The following is a 19832-nucleotide window of genomic DNA, read 5'->3' on the forward strand; positions in this document are numbered from 1 at the left end:
TCAGCTGTTACAGAATAAGAAAACGGATGCTTTGGGCATCCGTTTTTGTTTGGTTGATGACTAAAACTCACCCAATACAAAGTAAGTATCTAGCGAGTACTTAGTCCACTTTGTTCCAAGCACTTTGCCAGTGTGAACCGACACCTGGTTCGTACTGAGTTGCTGTTGGAGCCCATTGAACACAGTAGCCAGAGTATGGGAACTCTTTACACTGATAAACGCCACCATCGCTGCTTAGAACCTTTGTTCCTGCTGTGTAAGACTCAATGCTTTCTGGGAACACGAAGTCGTAGTCGCCTGCTGGTGGCGGTGTTTGCTCGTCCATTAGGTGGAAATCAAGCGTGTTCTGATCCACTAAGTTACCTTGGTCATCTTTCGTCACAACCACAAGCATGTGGTGGCCAGCTTCAGACTTAGAAAGAGTCAGTTGAACATCTTCAACTTGTCCGTCTGTTAGATCCGATTTCTGAGATGCAAGTGCTTCACGGTGATGGTTGTACACGGTAAGCTCAGCTTGGATATCGCCTGTTGCCGCTAACGTAAGATCAAGCTGAGTAGGTTGGCTCTCATCGATAATGTACTCTGATTCTAAGCCCGAGACTTCAAGATCATGCTCGGGTTCTGGAGTATCAATCTTGTAGCCGATTTCGACACTGTTAAAGCCAGAGCCTGCTTTTAGATAAACAGGATTCGTGCCGTAAACGGGTGCGAAATCGCCTTGGTCATTCAATTGACCTGCTTTGATTTGCGTCTGCTCTTGGTTGATCTTAGAAGCAAGCGCGTAAGACCAGTTATTGGCTTTGCCTTGTTCAGAAGTTTCAATCACAAGCTCAGTGCTGTATGAAGCGTTCTCACCAGACTGGTCGAATACACGCGTATAAACAGCGTCACCAACATTCAGGTCTTGTGTCGGGTTGATTTGACCACCTTGATCCCAATCAGGAATGATAGGGCCGTCACCATCAAATTTCACGTCGATAACGTTGTAGAAAGCCGCTGCAGTGTCACCTACATCCCATACCGCAAGGATCACTTGATAACCTTCACGCTCTGGCACATTACACAAGTGACTGACTTGCATCGGTGGCTGTTCCATATTGCCTTCAACAACACAGAATGGCGTTAAGTCAAAAGAGCTGCGAGCCAACGGCTGGTTTGGATTCCAGTCGGGTTGAGTAATGTAATATTTCCAATCGCGAGTCTTGTGGTTAGCTGTGAATGTCCACTCGAAGTATTGAGAACCAGACTTGATAGGGCGTTTAACCCAGCGGTCTGCCTTTTGTTCGTCTAGTGCTGCTGCTAAAGAAGATTGCGCACTGGCGATTTTCCCATCAGCAGGGCCAACTTCTGGGAAGCCTTCAGGGCCTTCTACACTTTGTGGTTCGTATTGGATACCACCACAGTTGGTGTTTTTCTCTTGCGTATCACTCGCAGGGAACTTACATAGGGCAACACGGCTCTCAGCTACGCCATTGTTGTATGCCGAGACATAACCGTGACCGAAGCTTGCACCGCTTACGCTAAGAAGCGATAGCGCGATGAGTGATTTTTTTTGGAGTTGTTTCATTATTTGTCCTTACTGTATTTGGCCGACAAAAAAGAGAACACCCCGGCATGCATTTACACTTAAATTCTATTAAGTGGCGGCCCCGCTATCATAGACAGAATATTTGTCGACAGACCGGTGGCTTTGCGTCCTATTCTTTCAAATAGTTTGCCAGAAGTGCGTTTGAGCAATCGAAATGTAGCCAACCAGTTTTATAAATGCGAATCAATCGATTGAAATGTGGAATGCCAATCTCGAACTTTTAATTCTTGATACAAATTAACTTGCTATATGTTTAGTTCGTTAACGTATAAATTATTGATATAAATAAAGAAAGCATTTGATCTAATCGTTTTAGTGAATGACTTTGGGTTGTTTCGCTTCGCTCTGTACAACAATTGTGCACATATCAAAACCAAACCTTTGGTTTCCACTAACCGAACCCTGACACGCCATGTATGAAAAACCGGACAATTGATTGGTATGAATTATATAAAGGAGCCAGTATGGAATTCACAGAACTAGACAGAGACGCGTTGTATCAAACGTGGATGTCACAAAAATCGAGAATGCGAATTACGCAGATGGAGTTTTCAAAAAAGCTAGGCATGAACCAGCTTGATTTCTCAAGAGTGCTAAGAGGGGAGACGCCATTAACCATGTCTTTCATTAGTCATTTTTGTCGTTTACTTCATTTGGAACCAAGGAATGTATTCCCCTCGCTAAAAGAGGTCAATGAATCGGGGCCTAAAGTGGTCTACCTGAAAAGTAGAATGAGTGTTGATGGTGAGATCCAAAATGCTTATATTGAAGGAAATCAGGTAATTGTAGAGTACGCACACACTGTTCAACATGATTAATTTTAGAGTTAGCTCTGATTTTTAACCCCCTTTTTCTACAACCTTTTCACATAGGGTATGTCATACTTAATTAGATTCCTTAATTTTGACTAAGTGCGTTATGAACCCTTTAAAAGTCCTTTTGCTTGTTGCAACCAGCATTTTCTTGCTTGGTTGTGCAGGCGGCCCAATTAGAACCGCTACTAAATTTACCAGCTACGAAGATTTTCAGGCTGGGCCTGACGGAGGCGTCGACTTGGTTTGGGCAAGGGTTGGGCTACGTGACGCGCAGCGTTTGAAATCCAAGTTAGATGACTACGATTCTGTAGTGATCGACCAAATTTTTGTTTTAGCAGAAGAAGGTTCGTTGGATCAGGAAGAGATTCAGGAACTCACTGAGCACATGGTTGCGCGCTTGGAAGATAAAATATCGCCTCATAAAACGATTGTCGATGAACCGACAGGAAAAACGCTCCGCTTGAGTATCGCTCTGAGTAACGTTGAAACGCCCAATCCGCTCTTAGCTGTAACGAGCAGCGTTCTGCCGTTTGGCCTTGCGATGTCAACCATATCTAAGGTCACGACTGGTGAGCACACCAATGTTGGGAGTGCGAGTGTAGAGTTATTGGTCAGTGATGCTCAAGAGGGCACACCACTGTTTGCAGCCATCGACCGTGAAGCGGGTAACAAAGATTTTTCAACCATGATTGATTCGCTGGATGATGCCAAAGACGCGATCAACTATTGGGTTGAACGTTTAGGTGATACTCTACACAACATAGATGACGCATAGTAAAGACCGAATAATGCTAGAGAAAGAGAACCTGATTAAGTTGGCTCGAATGCAGATGCCATTTGGAAAGTACGCGGGTCGTACACTGATTGACTTACCTGAAGAATATTTGCTGTGGTTTGATAAAAAGGGATTCCCGTCTGGTGAACTCGGCGATTTATTGAAACTGTGCCTTGCTCTGAAAATTGAAGGGCTTGATAGTGTCGTCAAGCCATTGAAAAGAATGTAATTAAATAAAAGCTCACGCTGATCACGTGAGCTTTTTTGTTTTTGAGTTCGACACAATTTTACATGCATGATGTAGCTTGAAGAATGGCTCTTCTTACCTTGCTATAAAATACGCAATCGATAGTGTGTAAATAATTGTATACAGGGTGTTTTAAATATAAAACACAAAAAAAATTGCGTTTATTTTTAATTAGTGATTGAAACTAGAGTTTTTACTAGTTAAGTTACAGGGAACAAGAAGATTAGTGCTGATAGAAAGTGACGTGAGACAACGTACATTCAGCTCAAGGATAGAAAAAAGGAAGAAGTAAGCAATGTTCCAGACTGATGATGTAAGAATTAACAAAGTAAAAGAGTTATTACCCCCTGTTGCTGTTTTAGAAAAGTTTCCAGCGACAGAAGTTGCTTCTTCTACAACCTTTGAAAGCCGCAAAGCGATCCACAATATTTTAGAAGAGAGCGATGATCGCTTGCTTGTTATTGTCGGCCCATGTTCTATTCATGACACAGAAGCTGCTCTTGAGTACGGTAAACGTTTGAAAGTGTTGCGCGACGAACTTGGTGATAACCTTGAAATCGTAATGCGTGTTTACTTTGAAAAACCACGTACAACTGTTGGTTGGAAAGGTCTAATAAATGACCCGTACATGAACGATACGTTCAAGCTAAATGATGGCCTTCGTCTAGGACGTAAGCTACTGCTGGACCTAACTGACATGGGCATGCCAACGGCAAGCGAATTCCTAGACATGATCACGCCTCAATACGTTGCTGACCTAATCAGCTGGGGTGCAATCGGCGCACGTACTACAGAATCTCAAGTTCACCGCGAACTGGCTTCTGGCCTATCTTGCCCAGTTGGATTTAAGAATGGTACTGATGGCAACATCAAGATTGCAACAGATGCTATTCGCTCTGCTAGCGCTTCTCACCACTTCTTATCAGTAACTAAGTACGGTCACTCAGCTATCGTTGAAACAGCAGGTAACCCTGATTGTCATATCATCCTACGTGGTGGCAAAGAGCCAAATTACAGCGCAGAACACGTTGGTAAGATTAAAGAAGAGCTAGCAGCTTCTGGTCTTCCACAAAAAGTGATGATCGATTTCAGCCACGCAAACAGCTCTAAGCAGTTTAAGCGTCAAATGAACGTATCTGATGACGTAAGCGCACAAATTTCTGGTGGCGACAAAGCTATCTTTGGTGTGATGATTGAATCTCATCTTGTTGAAGGTCGCCAAGACCTGGTTGAGGGCAAAGCTGCAACGTACGGCCAATCTGTTACTGATGCGTGTATTGGTTGGGAAGACACTGAAACAGTACTTCGCCAGCTGGCAGACGCTGTTGAAGCTCGTCGTAACAAATAGACTAATTACAGTCAGCGATTAAGCTACTGAAAATTCAAAGCCCTTAGTTAGCAACAGTTAATAAGGGCTTTTTTGTGGATCTTAGTTGAAAACTGGAAGTGTCTGTATTCTTAAATGAGAAAAGACAGTAACTCGTCGACTTTAAGTGACAGTAAAGCTTTATCTTGTTTGGTTTCAACGTTAAGGCGTATTAATGGCTCGGTATTGGACTTTCTTAAGTTGAAGCGCCATGAGCCCATATTCATGCTGATTCCGTCTGTGTGATCGATCTCAACGGCATGATCTTGGTAGTGCGATAACACGCAAGCCATGACCTGCTCTGGGTCTGAGACTCTTCGATTGATCTCCCCGGAAGAGGGGAATCTATCTATACTAGTACTCGTTAATTGGTGAAGAGATTGTTGAGTTTTCGACATCAGCTCGATAACCAATAGCCAAGGAATCATGCCTGAATCGCAATATCCAAAATCACGAAAATAATGGTGTGCGCTCATTTCGCCCCCATAGACGGCATTCGTTTCACGCATCTTCTCTTTGATCAGTGCGTGTCCTGCTTTAATTCCAATCGCTTTTCCACCATGCGTTTTTGCGATTTCAATTGTGTTCCAGGTCATGCGCATATCGTGCAATACAGTCGTGTTAGGCTGTTTGACCAAGAATGCTTCAGCAAGCAACCCTACAATGTAATAACCCTCGATGTAATTGCCTTGCTCATCAAAGAAAAAGCATCGGTCGAAGTCTCCATCCCAAGCAATTCCAAGGTTGGCAGAATGCTCTAAAACGGCATCTCGAGTGGCTGCTTGGTTCTCTCTAATCAAAGGGTTTGGAATACCATTTGGGAAGTTTCCATCAGGGTTATGATGAACTTTGATGAAGGTGATAGGGACACCGAGTTCGTTAAATTTATTATCTAAAGCATCAATGATATGTCCTGCAACACCGTTCCCAGCATTAACCACAATCTTCATCGGTGACAGCTTTGATGGGGTTATGTACGAGAGTAGGTGCTCGACGTACGGAGCAAGAATACTGTTCGATCTACTAGAGTTACTTGGTTGTGCATGAACGAACGGTAAATTGCAGTTCAGCTCTTGATTAAGTTCTTCAATGCGTCGTTTGATTTCATCTAAACCACTGTTTTTACTGATAGGGCTAGCGTCTACACCGACCATTTTCATGCCGTTGTAATTGATTGGGTTGTGGCTGGCTGTGATTTGTATTCCGCCAATCGCTTTTAGGTAACGAGTCGCAAAGTAGACCTCTTCAGTGCCAGTCATACCTAGATCAATGACGGTAATCCCTGACTCGATTAAGCCTTTGGTCATGGCTTCTTGTAATGACAGGGAGGTTTTGCGGTTATCACGACCAATCACTACCTGCGCCAAACCATCGAGTGAGGTTTCAGGCTTAGCGGATAGGACGTATTCGCCAAATGCCTTACCGAGCAGGTAGGCGAGTGGCTCATTGATTTGTTTACCAATGACGCCGCGGATATCGTTGTTCTTAAAGCAGTTTAGGTCTAATGTTGGTTTCATCGATTTGTCGCTGCTTTATTTCGTTTGGTTGTGCTTTGATGAGTGGACTTGTTGCTTGCGCACGTCTCGCCTATAACTGTCTTGATATCGAATGATGTCGCCTTCACTTAAATGACTGCCTGTTTGTACTTCAATCATCTCGAGTGGGAGATCCCCTGGGTTCTCTAGGCTGTGAATATGACCTAAAGGGATGTAAGTGGATTGATCTTCTTCAACCAGATAGGTTTTCTCATTGTTGGTCACTTTCGCAGTACCCGCCACGACTACCCAATGTTCCGCTCTATGGTGGTGCATTTGTAACGACAACTTGTGACCGGGTTTAACGGTGATACGTTTAACTTTGTCGCGCTTGCCTAGGTCGATAACATCGTATTTACCCCAAGGTCTAAACACCTCACGATGATGCACATGTTCTGTGCGACCCGCTTGATTTAGTTGACTGACAATCGATTTAACACCCTGAACCTTGTCTTTATTTGCAACCAATATAGCGTCTTTGGTTTCGACAATAATCAGGTTGTCGACACCTACCGTCGCAACCAGCTTATTTTCAGCATGGATGTAGTTGTGTTGAGAGTCGACGGTTAACACATCACCTTCAATGACGTTATTGTGCTGATCTTTTTCGCTTACATCCCAGATCGCGGACCATGAGCCAATATCGTTCCAGCCGACATCCATCGGGATCACCGCGGCGTGCGAGGTCTTTTCCATCACGGCGTAATCGATTGAATCACTTGGACTGCTTTTGAATGCTTCAGCGTCTATACGGATAAAGTCGAGGTCGGTATTTTGCGTTGCAAGAGCGAGTTTACAAGCCGCTACTATCTCAGGGTGGTGTTCGGCGAGTTCTTCAACATAGCGTGATGCCTTAAACATGAACATGCCACTGTTCCATAAGTATTGTCCTGAGCGGATGTACTCTTCTGCTGTTGCTGTGTCTGGCTTTTCTACAAAGCATTCTATGGCGAAGGCGTGATTGATTGGCTGCTCTGTTCCATTAGTATCAGTTTGAGCACTGGAGGAAAGAGGCTCTCCCTGCTTGATATAGCCATAGCCAGTCTCTGGGGAGCTAGGTGTTATACCGAATGTCACCAGCTTGCCTTGTTTTGCATAATCAACACCACGACTAATCGCTTGTTGGAATTCAGAGGTTTTCGCGATGTGATGATCAGCAGCCAGCACTAACAAGATAGGGTCGGATGCGCTTTGTTCATTAAGCGGTGGTTTACTTAAAGCCTTTAGGGCGGCAAGCGCAATGGCTGGGGCTGTATTTCTACCGACTGGCTCTAGCAGAATACCACTATGTTGAATGTTAGCTGATCGAGCTTGTTCAGCGGCAATAAAGCGATGCTCTTCATTACAGATAATGAATGGGGCATCGCATTTACTATCCATCAAGTGCTCTTCAAGGCCTTGCAGGCGTTGAAGTGTGTGCTGAAGCATTGACTGGTCGCCGGCAATATTGAGAAATTGCTTAGGGTAAAGCTCGCGAGACAGTGGCCAGAGACGACTTCCGGAGCCGCCGGCTAGAATGACAGGTAAAATCATAGCGTGGTAATTAGGTGCATTAGAATACTGCCATCATATTACCACGCTTCACGCTTATTACTTATCGATAACCAAGAAGGATATGACTATCGATGACCTTCCGTAGGGGAGTTCAACATGTCTTTGGGATCGCTAATATTCTGATTATCACCTAGGCTTTGAACGCTGTTATGATCTTGAACATTAGAAAAGTCTTGAGGGTCAATCTTGAGTGTCTGTGTTGGGAACGCGATGTCTGCATTGTGTTTATGAATAATCGCCAGAACCTGTAACAGAACGTCTTGCTTCACTTTGTGGTACCTGATCCAGTTGACTGTTTTTGTGAAGGTATAGATAAAGAAGTTGAGCGTTGATGGCCCAAATTTGTCAAAGTTAACGATCAACGTCTGTTTGGCATCAATATCTGGGTGGGTCTCGAGCATGGTTCTTACATCATCAACAATGAGCGCCAATTTGTCTGCATCTTGATAACGAAGACCAAAGGTTTCATTGATTCTACGATTCAACATTCTCGATGGATTCTCTACCACAATACTACTGAACACCGAATTTGGCACGTACAAAGGACGCTTATCAAAAGTGCGGATGATCGTCATGCGCCAACCAATGCGTTCGACAGTGCCTTCGATTTGACGATCGGGAGAACGTATCCAATCACCGACTTTAAAAGGGCGGTCGAAGTAAATCATCATGCCACCGAAGAAATTCGACAGTAAGTCCTTAGCCGCTAAACCGACGATCAAGCCACCAACACCACCAAAGGTGAGTAAGCCTGATAGGCTGAGTCCAAACGCTTGCATGATTGTCAGGCCGCCCATGACCATAAAGAACAGACGAGCTACTTTTGCAATCGCCTGTACAGTTGTCTCATCCCTGTTTTTTTGCTCTAAGACGTATGCTTCAGCATTGGTGATCATTCGTAAGGTGAACCAAACGAAGGTACATATGATCAATATGTGCTTGAGAGTTTTTAACCAGTTGATTTCATTGCCAAACTGATCTTGAAGAATCAACCCGATAGATACGGTCGCTGGCCAACACCAAAGTAACGTACTGACAGGGGTTTTCAGTGCCTCTAGTAGTAGGTCATCCCAGTGAAAGTGGGTTCTCTGTACCAGAACTTCCAAGCGATTATGGATAATTCGCCAAGCTACCCAAGCGAGAAAACTCGCAATAGTGATGCATAGGACGCTGTTTGCCCAATCACTATGGCTCTGGTTGATGTAGGTTTGTACTTGGGTTATGAATTCATTCATTGTGTGTGCTGCCGCAGAAATTATGAATTGGAAATTAGCAGAAACTCGAGTTGTTCTCTACCTTTATAAATCAAGCGATTATGACAATAGTATAACCTTATTCTTGCAGAACTAACTTTTTTTGAGATAGAAACTAATGTAGGTTTGGCTATCCCGTGTAATTAAAATTTCTAAACAGGATTTCAAATGAGCGACAAACAATATGCAGTTATCGGTTTAGGGCGATTTGGTCTGTCTGTTTGCAAAGAGCTACAAAGTTCAGGGGCACAGGTACTGGCCGTCGATATTGATGAAGAGCGAGTGAAAGAAGCAGCGGCTTTTGTTTCACAAGCGATTGTTGCGAACTGCACGAGCGAAGAGACGGTGAAAGAGTTAAGACTCGATGATTACGATATGGTGATGGTGTCGATAGGCTCTGACGTTAACTCAAGCATTCTAACGACTTTGGTGGTGAAAGAATCTGGAGCAAAAGCAGTCTGGGTTAAGGCGAACGATAAGTTTCACGGCAAGATTCTCTCTAAGATTGGTGCTGACCATATCATCATGCCTGAACGAGATATGGGCATTCGTGTTGCGCGTAAAATGTTGGATAGACGCGTTCTCGAATTTATCGACCTTGGCAGTGGCTTAGCGATGACGGAGATTGTTATTGGTTCTAAACTGTTGGGTAAGAAACTTGGCGATCTTAAGCTGTGTAAAGAAAATGGTGTTGAGGTACTTGGCTTCAAGCGAGGGCCGAACCTCACTAAAGCACCAGAATTGGATGTGAGTTTAGAAATTGGGGATGTGGTGATCATCGCTGGGCCGAAAGAGACCTTATCTAGAAAGCTACGCAATTGGTAATTGGCAATAAGGTAACAGTATGAATTCGTTAAAACGAAAAGGTACTTTCTACACGCTTAAGAGTGATAAAAAGCCACGTAAAGGCTCTGAACCTAAGATTATCCTTACGAGCTTCTTAGGCGTACTTATCCCCTCTGCAATATTGTTGACGATGCCTGTATTCTCTGTGACAGGCCTAAGTTTTACGGATGCACTGTTTACAGCAACCTCGGCGATCAGTGTGACAGGATTAGGTGTTGTCGATACCGGTGAGCATTTCACCTTGGCGGGTAAAATCTTACTGATGTTCTTGATGCAAGTCGGCGGGTTAGGGCAGATGACTCTATCTGCGGTACTGCTTTACATGTTCGGTGTTAGGTTAAGCCTTAAACAACAAGCACTCGCGAAAGAAGCGCTTGGCCAAGATCGTAAGATTAACCTTCGTAAATTGGTTAAGAAGATCATCATCTTTGCATTAGTGGCTGAATTTATCGGTTTTGTATTGCTCTGCTTCCGCTGGGTACCTGAGATGGGATGGTCAACGGGCAGTTTTTATGCTCTATTTCATGCGATATCTGCATTCAATAACGCAGGTTTTGCACTGTTTTCAGACAGTATGATGAGTTTTGTTGATGATCCGCTGGTGATCTTCACCTTAGCTGGCTTGTTTATTTTCGGTGGGCTAGGCTTCACAGTCGTCGGCGACCTATCGAGTAACTGGCGTAAAGGTTTTCGACATCTTCATTTACACACCAAGATTATGCTAACCGCCACTCCGACTCTATTGTTGGTAGGTACGGTATTGTTCTGGCTGCTAGAAAGAAATAACTCAGCAACCATGGAAGGGTTATCGACTCAAGGACAGTGGCTAGCCGCATTTTTTCAGTCGGCAAGTGCTCGTACTGCTGGCTTTAATAGTGTGGATTTGTCTCAGTACACACAGCCTGCGTTGCTGGTAATGATTGTACTGATGTTGATTGGTGCAGGTTCTACCTCAACAGGTGGTGGTATTAAGGTTTCGACCTTTGCAGTAGCCTTTGTCGCAACGTGGACCTTCCTCCGTCAGAAAAAGCACGTGGTGATGTTTAAGCGCACTGTGACTTGGCAAGCGGTAACAAAGTCATTGGCCATTATTGTGGTAAGTGGGGCGTTATTAACCACCGCGATGTTTTTGTTAATGCTTACTGAAAAGGCAGCGTTTGATCGAGTCATGTTTGAGGTGATTTCAGCCTTTGCAACGGTTGGCTTAACCGCTGGCTTAACCGCGAACCTGACTGAGCCAGGTAAATACATCATGATTGTTGTTATGGTGATTGGACGTATCGGCCCCCTGACCTTGGCTTATATGCTAGCTCGCCCAGAACCTTCCTTGTTGAAATATCCAGAAGACACGGTGTTGACTGGTTAATTAGGTTCACGGGCTGATAAATAAAGCTCTGTAAATAAAAACAAAGCCAGCGATATGCTGGCTTTGTTGTTATAGGCTGTTCGTTAAATGCTGAATGCTTAGCCCTCAAACATCTCAACGTATTCCTCATAGCCTTCTTCTGCTAATTTATCCGCTGGGATAAAGCGCATTGCGGCTGAGTTCATGCAGTAACGTAAGCCTGTTGGTTTTGGACCATCTTTAAATACATGTCCCAAGTGAGAATCACCAAACTTACTGCGAACCTCTGTTCTTGGGTAAAGCAGTTTGTAGTCAGTAGTTGTGACGACATAAGCCTCGCTGATTGGCTGTGTAAAGCTCGGCCAGCCTGTGCCTGACTTGTATTTGTCTTTTGAAGAGAACAATGGCTCCCCAGTTACGATATCAACGTAAATACCTTCTTGCTTGTTATCCCAGTATTTGTTGTCAAATGGGCGCTCAGTAGCGTCTTCTTGCGTTACATCGTATTGAAGTGCTGTAAGCTTCGCTTTGATCTCTGCATCAGACGGTTTTACGTATGTTTTAGCATTCGCTGTCGCATTCTTACTGTCGATGATCTGACGTAGTGTTTTAGGGTTGTCCTTTCTATCATCACCGAAGATCTTATCTAGGTACTGATCGCGGCCAGAAGCATAGCGGTAGTAGTTATAACGAACCTTACTCTTCTTGTAATAATCTTGGTGGTAATCTTCTGCTGGCCAGAACTTCTCAAATTTTATCAGTTCTGTTTTTAGTGGTGCACCAAAGATATTAGCTTTGTCGATCTCCATCATGAAGTTCTGAGCAACATCTTTTTGTGCTTGGTTATGATAGAAAATAGCCGGTCGATAATGACGGCCTCGGTCTACAAAAGAACCTTTGTCATCGGTTGGGTCGATGTGTCGGAAGAATTGGTCAAGAACCTGTTCGTAGCTAACCACATCAGGGTTATAGGTCACGTTGATCACTTCGATGTGACCTGACTTACCCGAAGAGACCTGTTTGTAGGTTGGGTTTTCCAGTTCACCACCAGAGTATCCAGAGATAACGTCGGTCACGCCTGTCAGTTTTTCTAGATCGGATTCTGTACACCAAAAACAACCACCAGCCAGTGTCGCGATTTCAGTTTTACCTGAACTAGCCGTTTTATCCATTGTATTGGCAGTGCCAGTCTGGCTTACAAACAGCGAAATCAGTGGTAGTGTAACCACGAGTGATACCAATATTTTAGATAATTTATTCATAGATACCTCATCTTGACGTTTTTCTCATTCGATTTTGAATGTACGAATAGAGACAGGTTTTAGATGGAAAAAATTACACTATTCATGAAAAAAATATCTCAAATAGAAAATCTTGCTCATAAATGCCGCCAGTAGTAGGGTGTAGGCATTGATATAAAATACCAAATAATGATGACGTTTTCGTACATCTAAGGAACAACATGCAAGCAGAAGTTAAATGGGTCGAAGGCTTTAAATTCCTCGGTCAATCTCAATCAGGCCATTCTATTGTTATGGATGGAAGCGGCGGTGCTACTGCGCCAAGCCCGATGGAAATGGTGTTAATGGCTGCTGGTGGCTGTAGCTCTGTTGATGTAGTGGACGGTTTGAAATCTGCGGGTCAAAGCATCACTGGTTGCAATGCAAAGCTTGAAACCAAACGTCGTGAAACAGCGCCGAAAATCTTTACTGTGATTAATATTCACTTTGAAGTGTCTGGTGACAACCTTGATCCTGAGCAGGTCGCTAAGGTGTGTGCGGATTCATTAGAAAAGTACTGTTCTGTATGTCTAATGTTGGGTGCTGGCGTAGAGATGACTCATAGTTGGGAAATCGTCTAGTCTTCTGATTGTACAGCTTGGCGGTAGGCTAATCTTTACGGCTTACGGCTTACGGCTTACGGCTTACGGCTTATCGCTTACGGTTTTTAGGCATAGCCAGACAAAGAAAAGGGCGGAGCACTTTAAAGTGCTCCGCCCTTATTATTTTAACTAAGGTAGAGTGCTATTATTCAGCAGCTTCTACGATAACTTCTTCAACTTTGACTTCTTCTTGGTATTCAAAACCAGGGATCGTTGCGTCAACACGACGGTTTTGAGCACGACCTTCAGCTGTAGCGTTTGATGCAATTGGATTCTCTTCGCCTTCACCTGACGCTGTAATACGGTCTGCTTCAATGCCTTGCTCTTCGATGTATGCGGCTACAGCAGCAGCACGTTTCTTAGAGATCATTAGATTATACTCAGCTGCACCTGTTGAGTCGGTGTGACCAACAACATCAACTGATGATTGAGGGTGAGCTTTAAGTACTTCAACTAATGGCATTAATGCAATTTTACCATCTGTAGACAGTTCAGTACTGTTTGTCTCAAACATACCTTGAGAGAAGCTCTCAGTTTGCGCTTTAGTAACAACCACGGTTGTCTTCTCTTCAACAACAACTGCTGGTTCTGTGATTGGCTCAGATGGCGCTTGAGTCACTGCTACTGCAGAAGCTGTTGCAGCCGCCGCTGATGCTGTTGTGTTGCCAGTACCGAAGTTGTAGCTAACACCAACTGATAGTAGGTTCGAGTTCAGGTCTTGAACGTAGTTGTCGTCGAAATCATCAAAGTATTGGTATTCAACACGTAATGCCCAATCAGAAGATAGTTGCTTCTCTACACCGATACCAGCAGAAAGAACGACGTCATCCTCGCCACCGTGTGAAATGTAAGCAGGACCTGCTTTAAAGAATACGTCAAACTCTTGTTGTACTGCTAGGCGGTACATTGGAGTTAGCGAGATTGCGATCAGTGGATCGCTGAACGCAGCTGTTGTGCCGTTCTTTGAAAAGCTTGTCTTGTAGTCGCCAAGGAAGTCTGAGCTTAGCTCAATACCAAACTTGTCATTAAAATTGTAGCCAGAGTAGATGCCTGCACCAATTGCATCATCATCACACTTTTCACCGCTTACGCATGCGCTGTCTAGCCAGCCCACGCCCACTTTTGCACCCACGTAAGTCGTTGCAGCAATAGAAGGCGCTGCTGCTAGGCCTGAAGCGGCTACAACAGCACACATGATTTTTGACAGTTTTTTCATAATTTTTTCCTTGGATTAACTCTTATTTTTATCTGAACTTACCAGTAAAACGATCACTTATTGGGTTACGACACTGCTTATAATAAGTAAATCAAGGTGTTGGTTCAGGTGAACCTGTTTCTTTCTCAGTACTTATATTGTTAATCTGATTGCGTATTGGAGTCAATGAAATTGTTAAATATTATATATTTAAGATGCCTTTATTGTTGATTTTATCATTTGTTGGAATGTTTATGTTTAAGCTATAGCCTAGCCTCGTCTATTTACCAGTGGCGCTACGGGTAATAAGTAAAAAACTTGCGCTTTATCATGCTTATAAAACAAAAATCCCCACCCAATATGTATAACTCGAATGAGTACATGATTGGATAGGGATTTGAATTAAAGCGATTAGAGATGTTTTTCACGTACTTTACGTCACGTGAACATCTCGCTTTTGCTTATGGGCGCTCTCCTGCCAGTAAACGCTGTTCAATATCTGCAATGACGCCTGGTAGGTCTGCAATGGTATCGATCAAGTAGTGCGGGTTTGATTCGTTTAGCCTAACGCTTGCTTTTTCACGTGCAGCTGTAAGTGTTGTCTCGTCTGCATCTAAATATTCTTGATACGTTAAGCCTGCTTCGTTCCCCGATAATACAAGTCCAACTGTCCACATGCCTGCGTTGTGACCCTCATCGATCCCCGGTGCTGCGTCGTCTACTTTTACACACGCAGCAACGCTAGTTACACCTAGATCGATTACGTTTTTCAGTGCCATAAATGGAGCAGGGCGACCACCTTGAGGTAAGTCATCGGTCGCTACCACGTTATCTGGTCGGTAACCGTAATCTGCAGCAGCAGGAATTAAAACATCCATCACTTCACGTGGGTAACCTGAACAAGACCCGATCTTCACGTTCTTCTCTTTTAGGTTATTGACCACTTCTATCGCATTCAAAATAGGTGCTGCGTGATCGGCTACTTTCGCTTTTTGAAGAGGCATGAATGCCGCGTAGATCGCGTCAACGTCTTCACTTGTCATGGAGCGTCCGAACTGAGCCTTCCAACGAGCGTCAACAGCTGGAATTCGACCCACTGCTTGGATGTGGTCCCATTTGCCGATCCCCATAGGTTCACGCGCTTCAGCTAAGTCGATGTCAAAGTCGAAACCTTGTTTGAATGCTTCAACGAAGATGCTAGTTGGAGCAAACGACCCAAAATCAACGATAGTGCCGGCCCAGTCAAAGATAACCGCTTGGATAGGTGATGTCGTGTTCATAATAGTGTCCTATTTTTGTGTCACTCCCAGTTCAAAGTTCTGGGAAACAAATGGTTGTTTAAGGTTATTGGTTTAAATGTTGATTTCGAGAATTAAAGGTATTCAAAATCTTTGCAGACTTTGGCTATCGCTTTTTCGAATACAGACAGAGCGACTTCTAGCTCGCTACGGCTGATGATCAATGGTGGGCTCAATTGAATCACGTTACCTTGTGAAACCTTAAAGCTCAGGCCATCGTTCAGACATTGGTAAAGTACTGCTTCTGCTTCATCGAACGCTCGGTTTTTGGTGATATGGTCAGTGACCAATTCCACTCCCCAAAGCAGACCGATGCCGCGAACGTCACCAATGACTGGGTATTTCTCTTTCATTTGAAGCAGTTGTTCACGCACGAATGCGCTGTCCGCTTGTACTTTTTCAAGTAGATTTTCTTGCTCAATCACTTCCATCGTAGCCAGTGCCGCTGCGCAGCCAATAGGACTTTTCTCGTGGGTGTAGTGACCAAGTGATACTTGCGCTGCCGTGTTGTATTTGTCTTTAGTGACCATGGCTGCAATTGGAACCAAGCCCCCGCCAAAACCTTTACCGATACAAAGAATGTCAGGTTCGATATCAAAGGCCTGGTGAGTGAACCATTCGCCACTACGACCCATACCGTTTGGAATGTCGTCGATGATCAACATGACGTTATGCTTATCGCAGATCTCACGGATGCGCTTCCAGTAAGCTTTGCTTGGAACCTGAACGTCTGTGTTACGCACTGCTTCGGCAATGAAGGCTCCAATGCCACCTTCTTTTTCAATCACATACTCTAAATAGTCGGCATAGTGAACGTCGCATGCAGTTTCGTTTGCATTGACTGCGTTATTCTCGTTAAACGGGAAAGCGCCACGATAAGAGACGGCTGGTGGAATGCGTTCTACGCCAGCCATTAACGGGCCCATGCCTTCGCGGAAACAAGCTTCACCACCCACTGAAATTGCGTCCAGTGACGCGCCATGGAATGAGTCCCACAGTGAAACGACCTTGAAGTTGTTGGTGACATGTCGAGCCAGTTTGAGTGCCATGCCGATAACCGAAGTACCACCCGGTGCAAACAACACGCGGTTCAACTCACCACCGCAGATCTGTGTCAGCTTTTCAGCGCATTGAACGGCTGTTTCATTGGTAAAGCGACGTGGTGAAAACGGCAATGAAGCCATTTGTTGAGTCACTTTATTAATGATATGTGGATGGCCATAACCCAATTGATGAACATTGTTACCGTGAAAGTCCATGTACTTCTTGCCCGTCGCATCTTGAATGTAGATGCCTTCAGCTGCTTCAAGTGTGTCTAGACAAGGCGTTGACATCGCTTGATGAAGAAATACGTCAGAGTCACGTTTTAACATCGCTTGAGTCGCATCATCGTTTAGCGACTCGTTCCATTTCTCACGCGCTGGCGTGGTGTTCACATCGCCTTCGCTTCGAAAGTGTGTCGCCTTTAGAACAGAATCTTGATTGGCCATCGTCATTATTTGATGTCCCAGTACATAGCATTCTTAATTGCGTCAATTAGAGCTTCAATGTCTGACGGATACACTTCACCGATGTTACCGATTCGGAAGCAGTCGGCGTTTGAAACCTTGCCCGGGTAAATCACAAAACCTTGTTCTTTCAAACGGTCATAGAATTCCTTGAATTGGTAATCGCTATGAGTTGGAGAATAGAAAGAGGTGATAATCGGTGAATGAAGTTCATCATTTAACAGAGGTTCAAAACCAAGAGAGCGCATACCTGCAACCAGTGTGGTTTGGTTTGTTTGGTAGCGATTATGACGAGCTTCGATACCACCTTCCTGTTCCAATTCAAGTAGAGCTTGATAGAAAGCACGCACTGTATGCGTCGGAGAGGTAAAACGCCATTTACCGAGGTTGCTTTCCATGCAGTGCCATTGGTCAAACAGATCAAGGCTTAATGAACGAGCTTGGCCTTTGCACTTTGCCAGTTCCGATTGCTTAGCAATAACAAAGCCGAAGCCCGGTACACCTTGGACGCACTTGTTTGCAGAGCTGATCATGTAATCGATACCTAAGTCAGCGATATCCATAGGGATGCCACCAAAGCTCGACATTGCATCGAGAATGACGGTTTTGTTGTGCTGTTTTGCCAATTTGGCAATGTCTTCAATTGGATTCAGCATGCCTGTCGTGGTTTCACAGTGCACAATCGCAACGTGAGTAATGTCTGAATCCATGGCCAATGCCGTTTCCATTTCGTTCAAGTCAGGCTGTGATGTTTCACCTGGGGAAACGACATGGCATGGAATGTTTAAGTATTCTGCGATTTGAGCAATACGAGCGCCGTACGCACCGTTATCAACAACAAGAAGCTTACCGTTGTTAGAGATAACGCTACCGATTGTTGCTTCTACCGAAGCGGTGCCGCTACCTTGCATTAATACGCTTGTATATCCCGCTTGCTTAGTCGCTAAAGTCACTAGCTTGCTACGAATCACTTCAACAACGTCTTTGTTGTATTCATCATCCCAAGTACACCAATCTTTTAACATCGCTTGGCGAACGGTTTCAGAAGTAGATAAAGGGCCCGGTGTCAGCAGTAAGTATTCGTTTCTCATGTTCAATTCTCGTGATTTGTATTTTGGACTATACCAGTATTTGCAATTACTTTAACAACCAATTTAAACGGTCGTAAATAGCCCAAACGTTATTTTCACAAAAGCTTCATATTCAAATTTGTCACTTGTGTTGAGAAATTTTCCGATCTTTAAATTGCCATTTTTTGTTCATTTAATCGTCATAAAAGCCAGTTAGCTTAATACTCGAAATCTGGTACATACCAATGCAAAGGTGTGTGTTAACAACCTAAATGAATTTATGGATATAGAAGCCTCTAGATGGAGCTTCTAGCCTTAACAACTTTAACCTTGGCAATTCCTAACCTTGGCATCGGGCCTGACTGGAGAAAATGATGAAAAACCGTTTTATGAAAGGATCACTTGCAGCTTTAGTTACTCTATTGGCTGGTAATGCTTATGCAGCACAGGAAGTGACGGTTTACACCGCTTTTGAAACTGACATTTTAGCGAAGTACAAAAACGCATTTGAAAGTGAAAACCCAGACATCAACATCAAGTGGGTACGTGATTCAACTGGGATCATGACGGCAAAATTATTGGCCGAAAAAAACAACCCGCGTGCAGAGGTAGTTTGGGGACTTGCTGGTTCTTCAATGGCACTGCTTAAAGAAGAGGGCATCCTGAAACCTTATATGCCTCAAGGTGTAGAAGCATTACGCGCTAACCTTAACGACCCACAGTCTACTCAAGCTTGGTACGGTAATGATGCATTCTTCAATGCAGTTTGTTTCAACGAAGTGGTGGCTAAGCAACTTAACTTACCTGCACCTAAATCTTGGGATGACCTAACCAAGCCTATCTATAAAGGCCACATTGCTATGCCAAACCCAGCATCTTCTGGTACGGGCTACATGCAGGTTTCGGCTTGGTTACAAAACATGGGTGAAGACCAAGGTTGGAACTACATGCAGAAGCTAGACCAAAATATTGCTCACTACACGCACTCAGGTTCTAAGCCATGTGTTCAAGCGGGCATGGGTGAAGTCGCTATCGGTATTTCTATGGCGAGCCGTGGCGCTAAGCTGAAAACTCAAGGCGCTCCACTTTCAGTGATTACACCTGAAGGCATCGGCTGGGAATCTGAAGCGGTAGGCCTTGTTAAGCCTTCTGATGCAGCACAACGTGTTATCGATTGGTCTATTTCTAAAGCGGCAAATGAGCTTTACATCGAAATGTACCCAGTTGTTGGTCACCAAGATGTGACAGGCAAAGCAGAGAACTTCCCTAATGTAGAAAAGAACATGGCAAAAATGGACTTCGCTCGCATGGGCAGTGAACGTGCAGACGTTCTTAAAACATGGTCTGAGAAGTTTGACGCTAAATCAGAGCCAAAATCTTAATCTGCTGAGCTTTTTAGTTCATGAGCTCCTTGGTTAATTATCTACCGAGCTTATTAGACACATGGTTTATTAGATATATGGCTTATTAGACACGTAGTCCATTAGATATGCAGCTCATTAGAAGTTAGAGATCAGTAAAGGAAGGCTTCGGTCTTAATGCCGATCAGTTAAAG

General features: G+C 44.1%; 17 protein-coding genes and 1 riboswitch. Of the genes, 8 read left to right on the top strand and 9 right to left on the bottom strand.

Going from position 1 to position 19832, the window contains the following annotated elements; translation table 11 throughout:
• Window positions 1-100: 100 nt before the first annotated feature.
• On the bottom strand, window positions 101-1567 hold the full coding sequence (gene gbpA, locus AB4323_RS17935; protein WP_229648182.1) for an N-acetylglucosamine-binding protein GbpA: 1467 nt from the start codon (window positions 1565-1567) through the stop codon (window positions 101-103).
• Between the two features lie 72 nt (window positions 1568-1639).
• Window positions 1640-1729, bottom strand: a riboswitch (cyclic di-GMP riboswitch).
• A gap of 323 nt (window positions 1730-2052) precedes the next feature.
• On the opposite strand from gbpA, the gene AB4323_RS17940 reads away from it, so the two are divergent.
• The 4 genes from AB4323_RS17940 to aroG all read left to right on the top strand — a co-directional run bounded on the left by AB4323_RS17940 (window position 2053) and on the right by aroG (window position 4773).
• Complete coding sequence (locus tag AB4323_RS17940; protein ID WP_017068634.1) at window positions 2053-2406, top strand: hypothetical protein; 354 nt, start codon at window positions 2053-2055, stop codon at window positions 2404-2406.
• A gap of 100 nt (window positions 2407-2506) precedes the next feature.
• Window positions 2507-3178 (top strand): DUF3313 domain-containing protein, encoded by a 672-nt coding sequence (locus AB4323_RS17945; RefSeq protein WP_017068633.1) that lies wholly within the window; start codon window positions 2507-2509, stop codon window positions 3176-3178.
• A gap of 13 nt (window positions 3179-3191) precedes the next feature.
• A complete protein-coding gene (locus AB4323_RS17950) occupies window positions 3192-3407 on the top strand; it encodes a DUF3820 family protein (RefSeq protein ID WP_004730103.1) in 216 nt (71 codons plus the stop codon).
• A 313-nt stretch (window positions 3408-3720) separates the two neighbouring features.
• Window positions 3721-4773, top strand: coding sequence for a 3-deoxy-7-phosphoheptulonate synthase AroG (aroG, locus tag AB4323_RS17955; protein WP_017061746.1), 1053 nt, complete (start codon window positions 3721-3723; stop codon window positions 4771-4773).
• 110 nt (window positions 4774-4883) lie between these two features.
• Here the strand turns inward: aroG and AB4323_RS17960 are convergent, their stop codons facing one another.
• From AB4323_RS17960 to AB4323_RS17970, 3 genes are all read right to left on the bottom strand, one after another.
• Window positions 4884-6308 carry a phosphomannomutase CpsG gene (locus AB4323_RS17960; RefSeq protein ID WP_102332022.1) on the bottom strand — a complete coding sequence of 475 codons (1425 nt, stop codon included), beginning with the start codon at window positions 6306-6308 and terminating at the stop codon, window positions 4884-4886.
• A 15-nt stretch (window positions 6309-6323) separates the two neighbouring features.
• Complete coding sequence (locus AB4323_RS17965; RefSeq protein WP_017061744.1) at window positions 6324-7859, bottom strand: mannose-1-phosphate guanylyltransferase/mannose-6-phosphate isomerase; 1536 nt, start codon at window positions 7857-7859, stop codon at window positions 6324-6326.
• An 86-nt stretch (window positions 7860-7945) separates the two neighbouring features.
• Window positions 7946-9115: a mechanosensitive ion channel family protein gene (locus tag AB4323_RS17970; protein WP_065585022.1), complete on the bottom strand. Its 1170-nt coding sequence runs from the start codon at window positions 9113-9115 to the stop codon at window positions 7946-7948.
• A 186-nt stretch (window positions 9116-9301) separates the two neighbouring features.
• Here AB4323_RS17970 and AB4323_RS17975 point away from each other — a divergent pair, with 186 nt between their 5' ends.
• Window positions 9302-9958, top strand: coding sequence for a TrkA family potassium uptake protein (locus AB4323_RS17975; RefSeq protein WP_019820412.1), 657 nt, complete (start codon window positions 9302-9304; stop codon window positions 9956-9958).
• Between the two features lie 19 nt (window positions 9959-9977).
• Complete coding sequence (locus AB4323_RS17980) at window positions 9978-11345, top strand: TrkH family potassium uptake protein (RefSeq protein WP_017065604.1); 1368 nt, start codon at window positions 9978-9980, stop codon at window positions 11343-11345.
• Window positions 11346-11443: 98 nt separating this feature from the next.
• Here AB4323_RS17980 and msrB read toward each other — a convergent pair whose 3' ends face one another.
• Window positions 11444-12586 carry a peptide-methionine (R)-S-oxide reductase MsrB gene (gene msrB, locus AB4323_RS17985; RefSeq protein WP_102332024.1) on the bottom strand — a complete coding sequence of 381 codons (1143 nt, stop codon included), beginning with the start codon at window positions 12584-12586 and terminating at the stop codon, window positions 11444-11446.
• Window positions 12587-12786: 200 nt separating this feature from the next.
• Here msrB and AB4323_RS17990 point away from each other — a divergent pair, with 200 nt between their 5' ends.
• Window positions 12787-13185, top strand: coding sequence for an OsmC family protein (locus tag AB4323_RS17990; RefSeq protein ID WP_017064824.1), 399 nt, complete (start codon window positions 12787-12789; stop codon window positions 13183-13185).
• A gap of 166 nt (window positions 13186-13351) precedes the next feature.
• On the opposite strand, the gene AB4323_RS17995 is transcribed toward AB4323_RS17990, so the two are convergent.
• The 4 genes from AB4323_RS17995 to phnW all read right to left on the bottom strand — a co-directional run bounded on the left by AB4323_RS17995 (window position 13352) and on the right by phnW (window position 18298).
• Entirely contained in the window at window positions 13352-14422 is a 1071-nt protein-coding gene (locus tag AB4323_RS17995) for an OmpA family protein (RefSeq protein ID WP_017064823.1), read from the bottom strand.
• 440 nt (window positions 14423-14862) lie between these two features.
• Entirely contained in the window at window positions 14863-15681 is an 819-nt protein-coding gene (gene phnX / locus AB4323_RS18000) for a phosphonoacetaldehyde hydrolase (RefSeq protein ID WP_102332026.1), read from the bottom strand.
• Window positions 15682-15773: 92 nt separating this feature from the next.
• Window positions 15774-17195 (bottom strand): aspartate aminotransferase family protein, encoded by a 1422-nt coding sequence (locus AB4323_RS18005; protein WP_372153009.1) that lies wholly within the window; start codon window positions 17193-17195, stop codon window positions 15774-15776.
• Window positions 17195-18298: a 2-aminoethylphosphonate--pyruvate transaminase gene (gene phnW, locus AB4323_RS18010; protein WP_102332028.1), complete on the bottom strand. Its 1104-nt coding sequence runs from the start codon at window positions 18296-18298 to the stop codon at window positions 17195-17197. The genes AB4323_RS18005 and phnW overlap by 1 nt, the downstream gene beginning before the upstream one ends.
• Before the next feature lie 350 nt (window positions 18299-18648).
• Between phnW and AB4323_RS18015 the strand changes: the two genes are divergently transcribed.
• Window positions 18649-19659, top strand: a complete 1011-nt coding sequence (locus AB4323_RS18015; RefSeq protein WP_032545661.1) for a putative 2-aminoethylphosphonate ABC transporter substrate-binding protein — start codon at window positions 18649-18651, stop codon at window positions 19657-19659.
• Window positions 19660-19832: the final 173 nt, after the last annotated feature.

The sequence above is a fragment of the Vibrio sp. 10N.261.52.C11 genome, from assembly GCF_041471405.1.
In the GTDB taxonomy this organism is placed as follows: Bacteria; Pseudomonadota; Gammaproteobacteria; order Enterobacterales; family Vibrionaceae; genus Vibrio; species Vibrio crassostreae_C.

Excerpts from the sequence above, each read along its gene's own strand:
- gbpA (WP_229648182.1), bottom strand. The coding sequence starts at position 1,567 with ATGAAACAACTCCAAAAAAAATCACTCATCGCGCTATCGCTTCTTAGC.
- AB4323_RS17940 (WP_017068634.1), top strand. The coding sequence starts at position 2,053 with ATGGAATTCACAGAACTAGACAGAGACGCGTTGTATCAAACGTGGATG.
- AB4323_RS17945 (WP_017068633.1), top strand. The coding sequence starts at position 2,507 with ATGAACCCTTTAAAAGTCCTTTTGCTTGTTGCAACCAGCATTTTCTTG.
- AB4323_RS17950 (WP_004730103.1), top strand. The coding sequence starts at position 3,192 with ATGCTAGAGAAAGAGAACCTGATTAAGTTGGCTCGAATGCAGATGCCA.
- aroG (WP_017061746.1), top strand. The coding sequence starts at position 3,721 with ATGTTCCAGACTGATGATGTAAGAATTAACAAAGTAAAAGAGTTATTA.
- AB4323_RS17960 (WP_102332022.1), bottom strand. The coding sequence starts at position 6,308 with ATGAAACCAACATTAGACCTAAACTGCTTTAAGAACAACGATATCCGC.
- AB4323_RS17965 (WP_017061744.1), bottom strand. The coding sequence starts at position 7,859 with ATGATTTTACCTGTCATTCTAGCCGGCGGCTCCGGAAGTCGTCTCTGG.
- AB4323_RS17970 (WP_065585022.1), bottom strand. The coding sequence starts at position 9,115 with ATGAATGAATTCATAACCCAAGTACAAACCTACATCAACCAGAGCCAT.
- AB4323_RS17975 (WP_019820412.1), top strand. The coding sequence starts at position 9,302 with ATGAGCGACAAACAATATGCAGTTATCGGTTTAGGGCGATTTGGTCTG.
- AB4323_RS17980 (WP_017065604.1), top strand. The coding sequence starts at position 9,978 with ATGAATTCGTTAAAACGAAAAGGTACTTTCTACACGCTTAAGAGTGAT.
- msrB (WP_102332024.1), bottom strand. The coding sequence starts at position 12,586 with ATGAATAAATTATCTAAAATATTGGTATCACTCGTGGTTACACTACCA.
- AB4323_RS17990 (WP_017064824.1), top strand. The coding sequence starts at position 12,787 with ATGCAAGCAGAAGTTAAATGGGTCGAAGGCTTTAAATTCCTCGGTCAA.
- AB4323_RS17995 (WP_017064823.1), bottom strand. The coding sequence starts at position 14,422 with ATGAAAAAACTGTCAAAAATCATGTGTGCTGTTGTAGCCGCTTCAGGC.
- phnX (WP_102332026.1), bottom strand. The coding sequence starts at position 15,681 with ATGAACACGACATCACCTATCCAAGCGGTTATCTTTGACTGGGCCGGC.
- AB4323_RS18005 (WP_372153009.1), bottom strand. The coding sequence starts at position 17,195 with ATGACGATGGCCAATCAAGATTCTGTTCTAAAGGCGACACACTTTCGA.
- phnW (WP_102332028.1), bottom strand. The coding sequence starts at position 18,298 with ATGAGAAACGAATACTTACTGCTGACACCGGGCCCTTTATCTACTTCT.
- AB4323_RS18015 (WP_032545661.1), top strand. The coding sequence starts at position 18,649 with ATGATGAAAAACCGTTTTATGAAAGGATCACTTGCAGCTTTAGTTACT.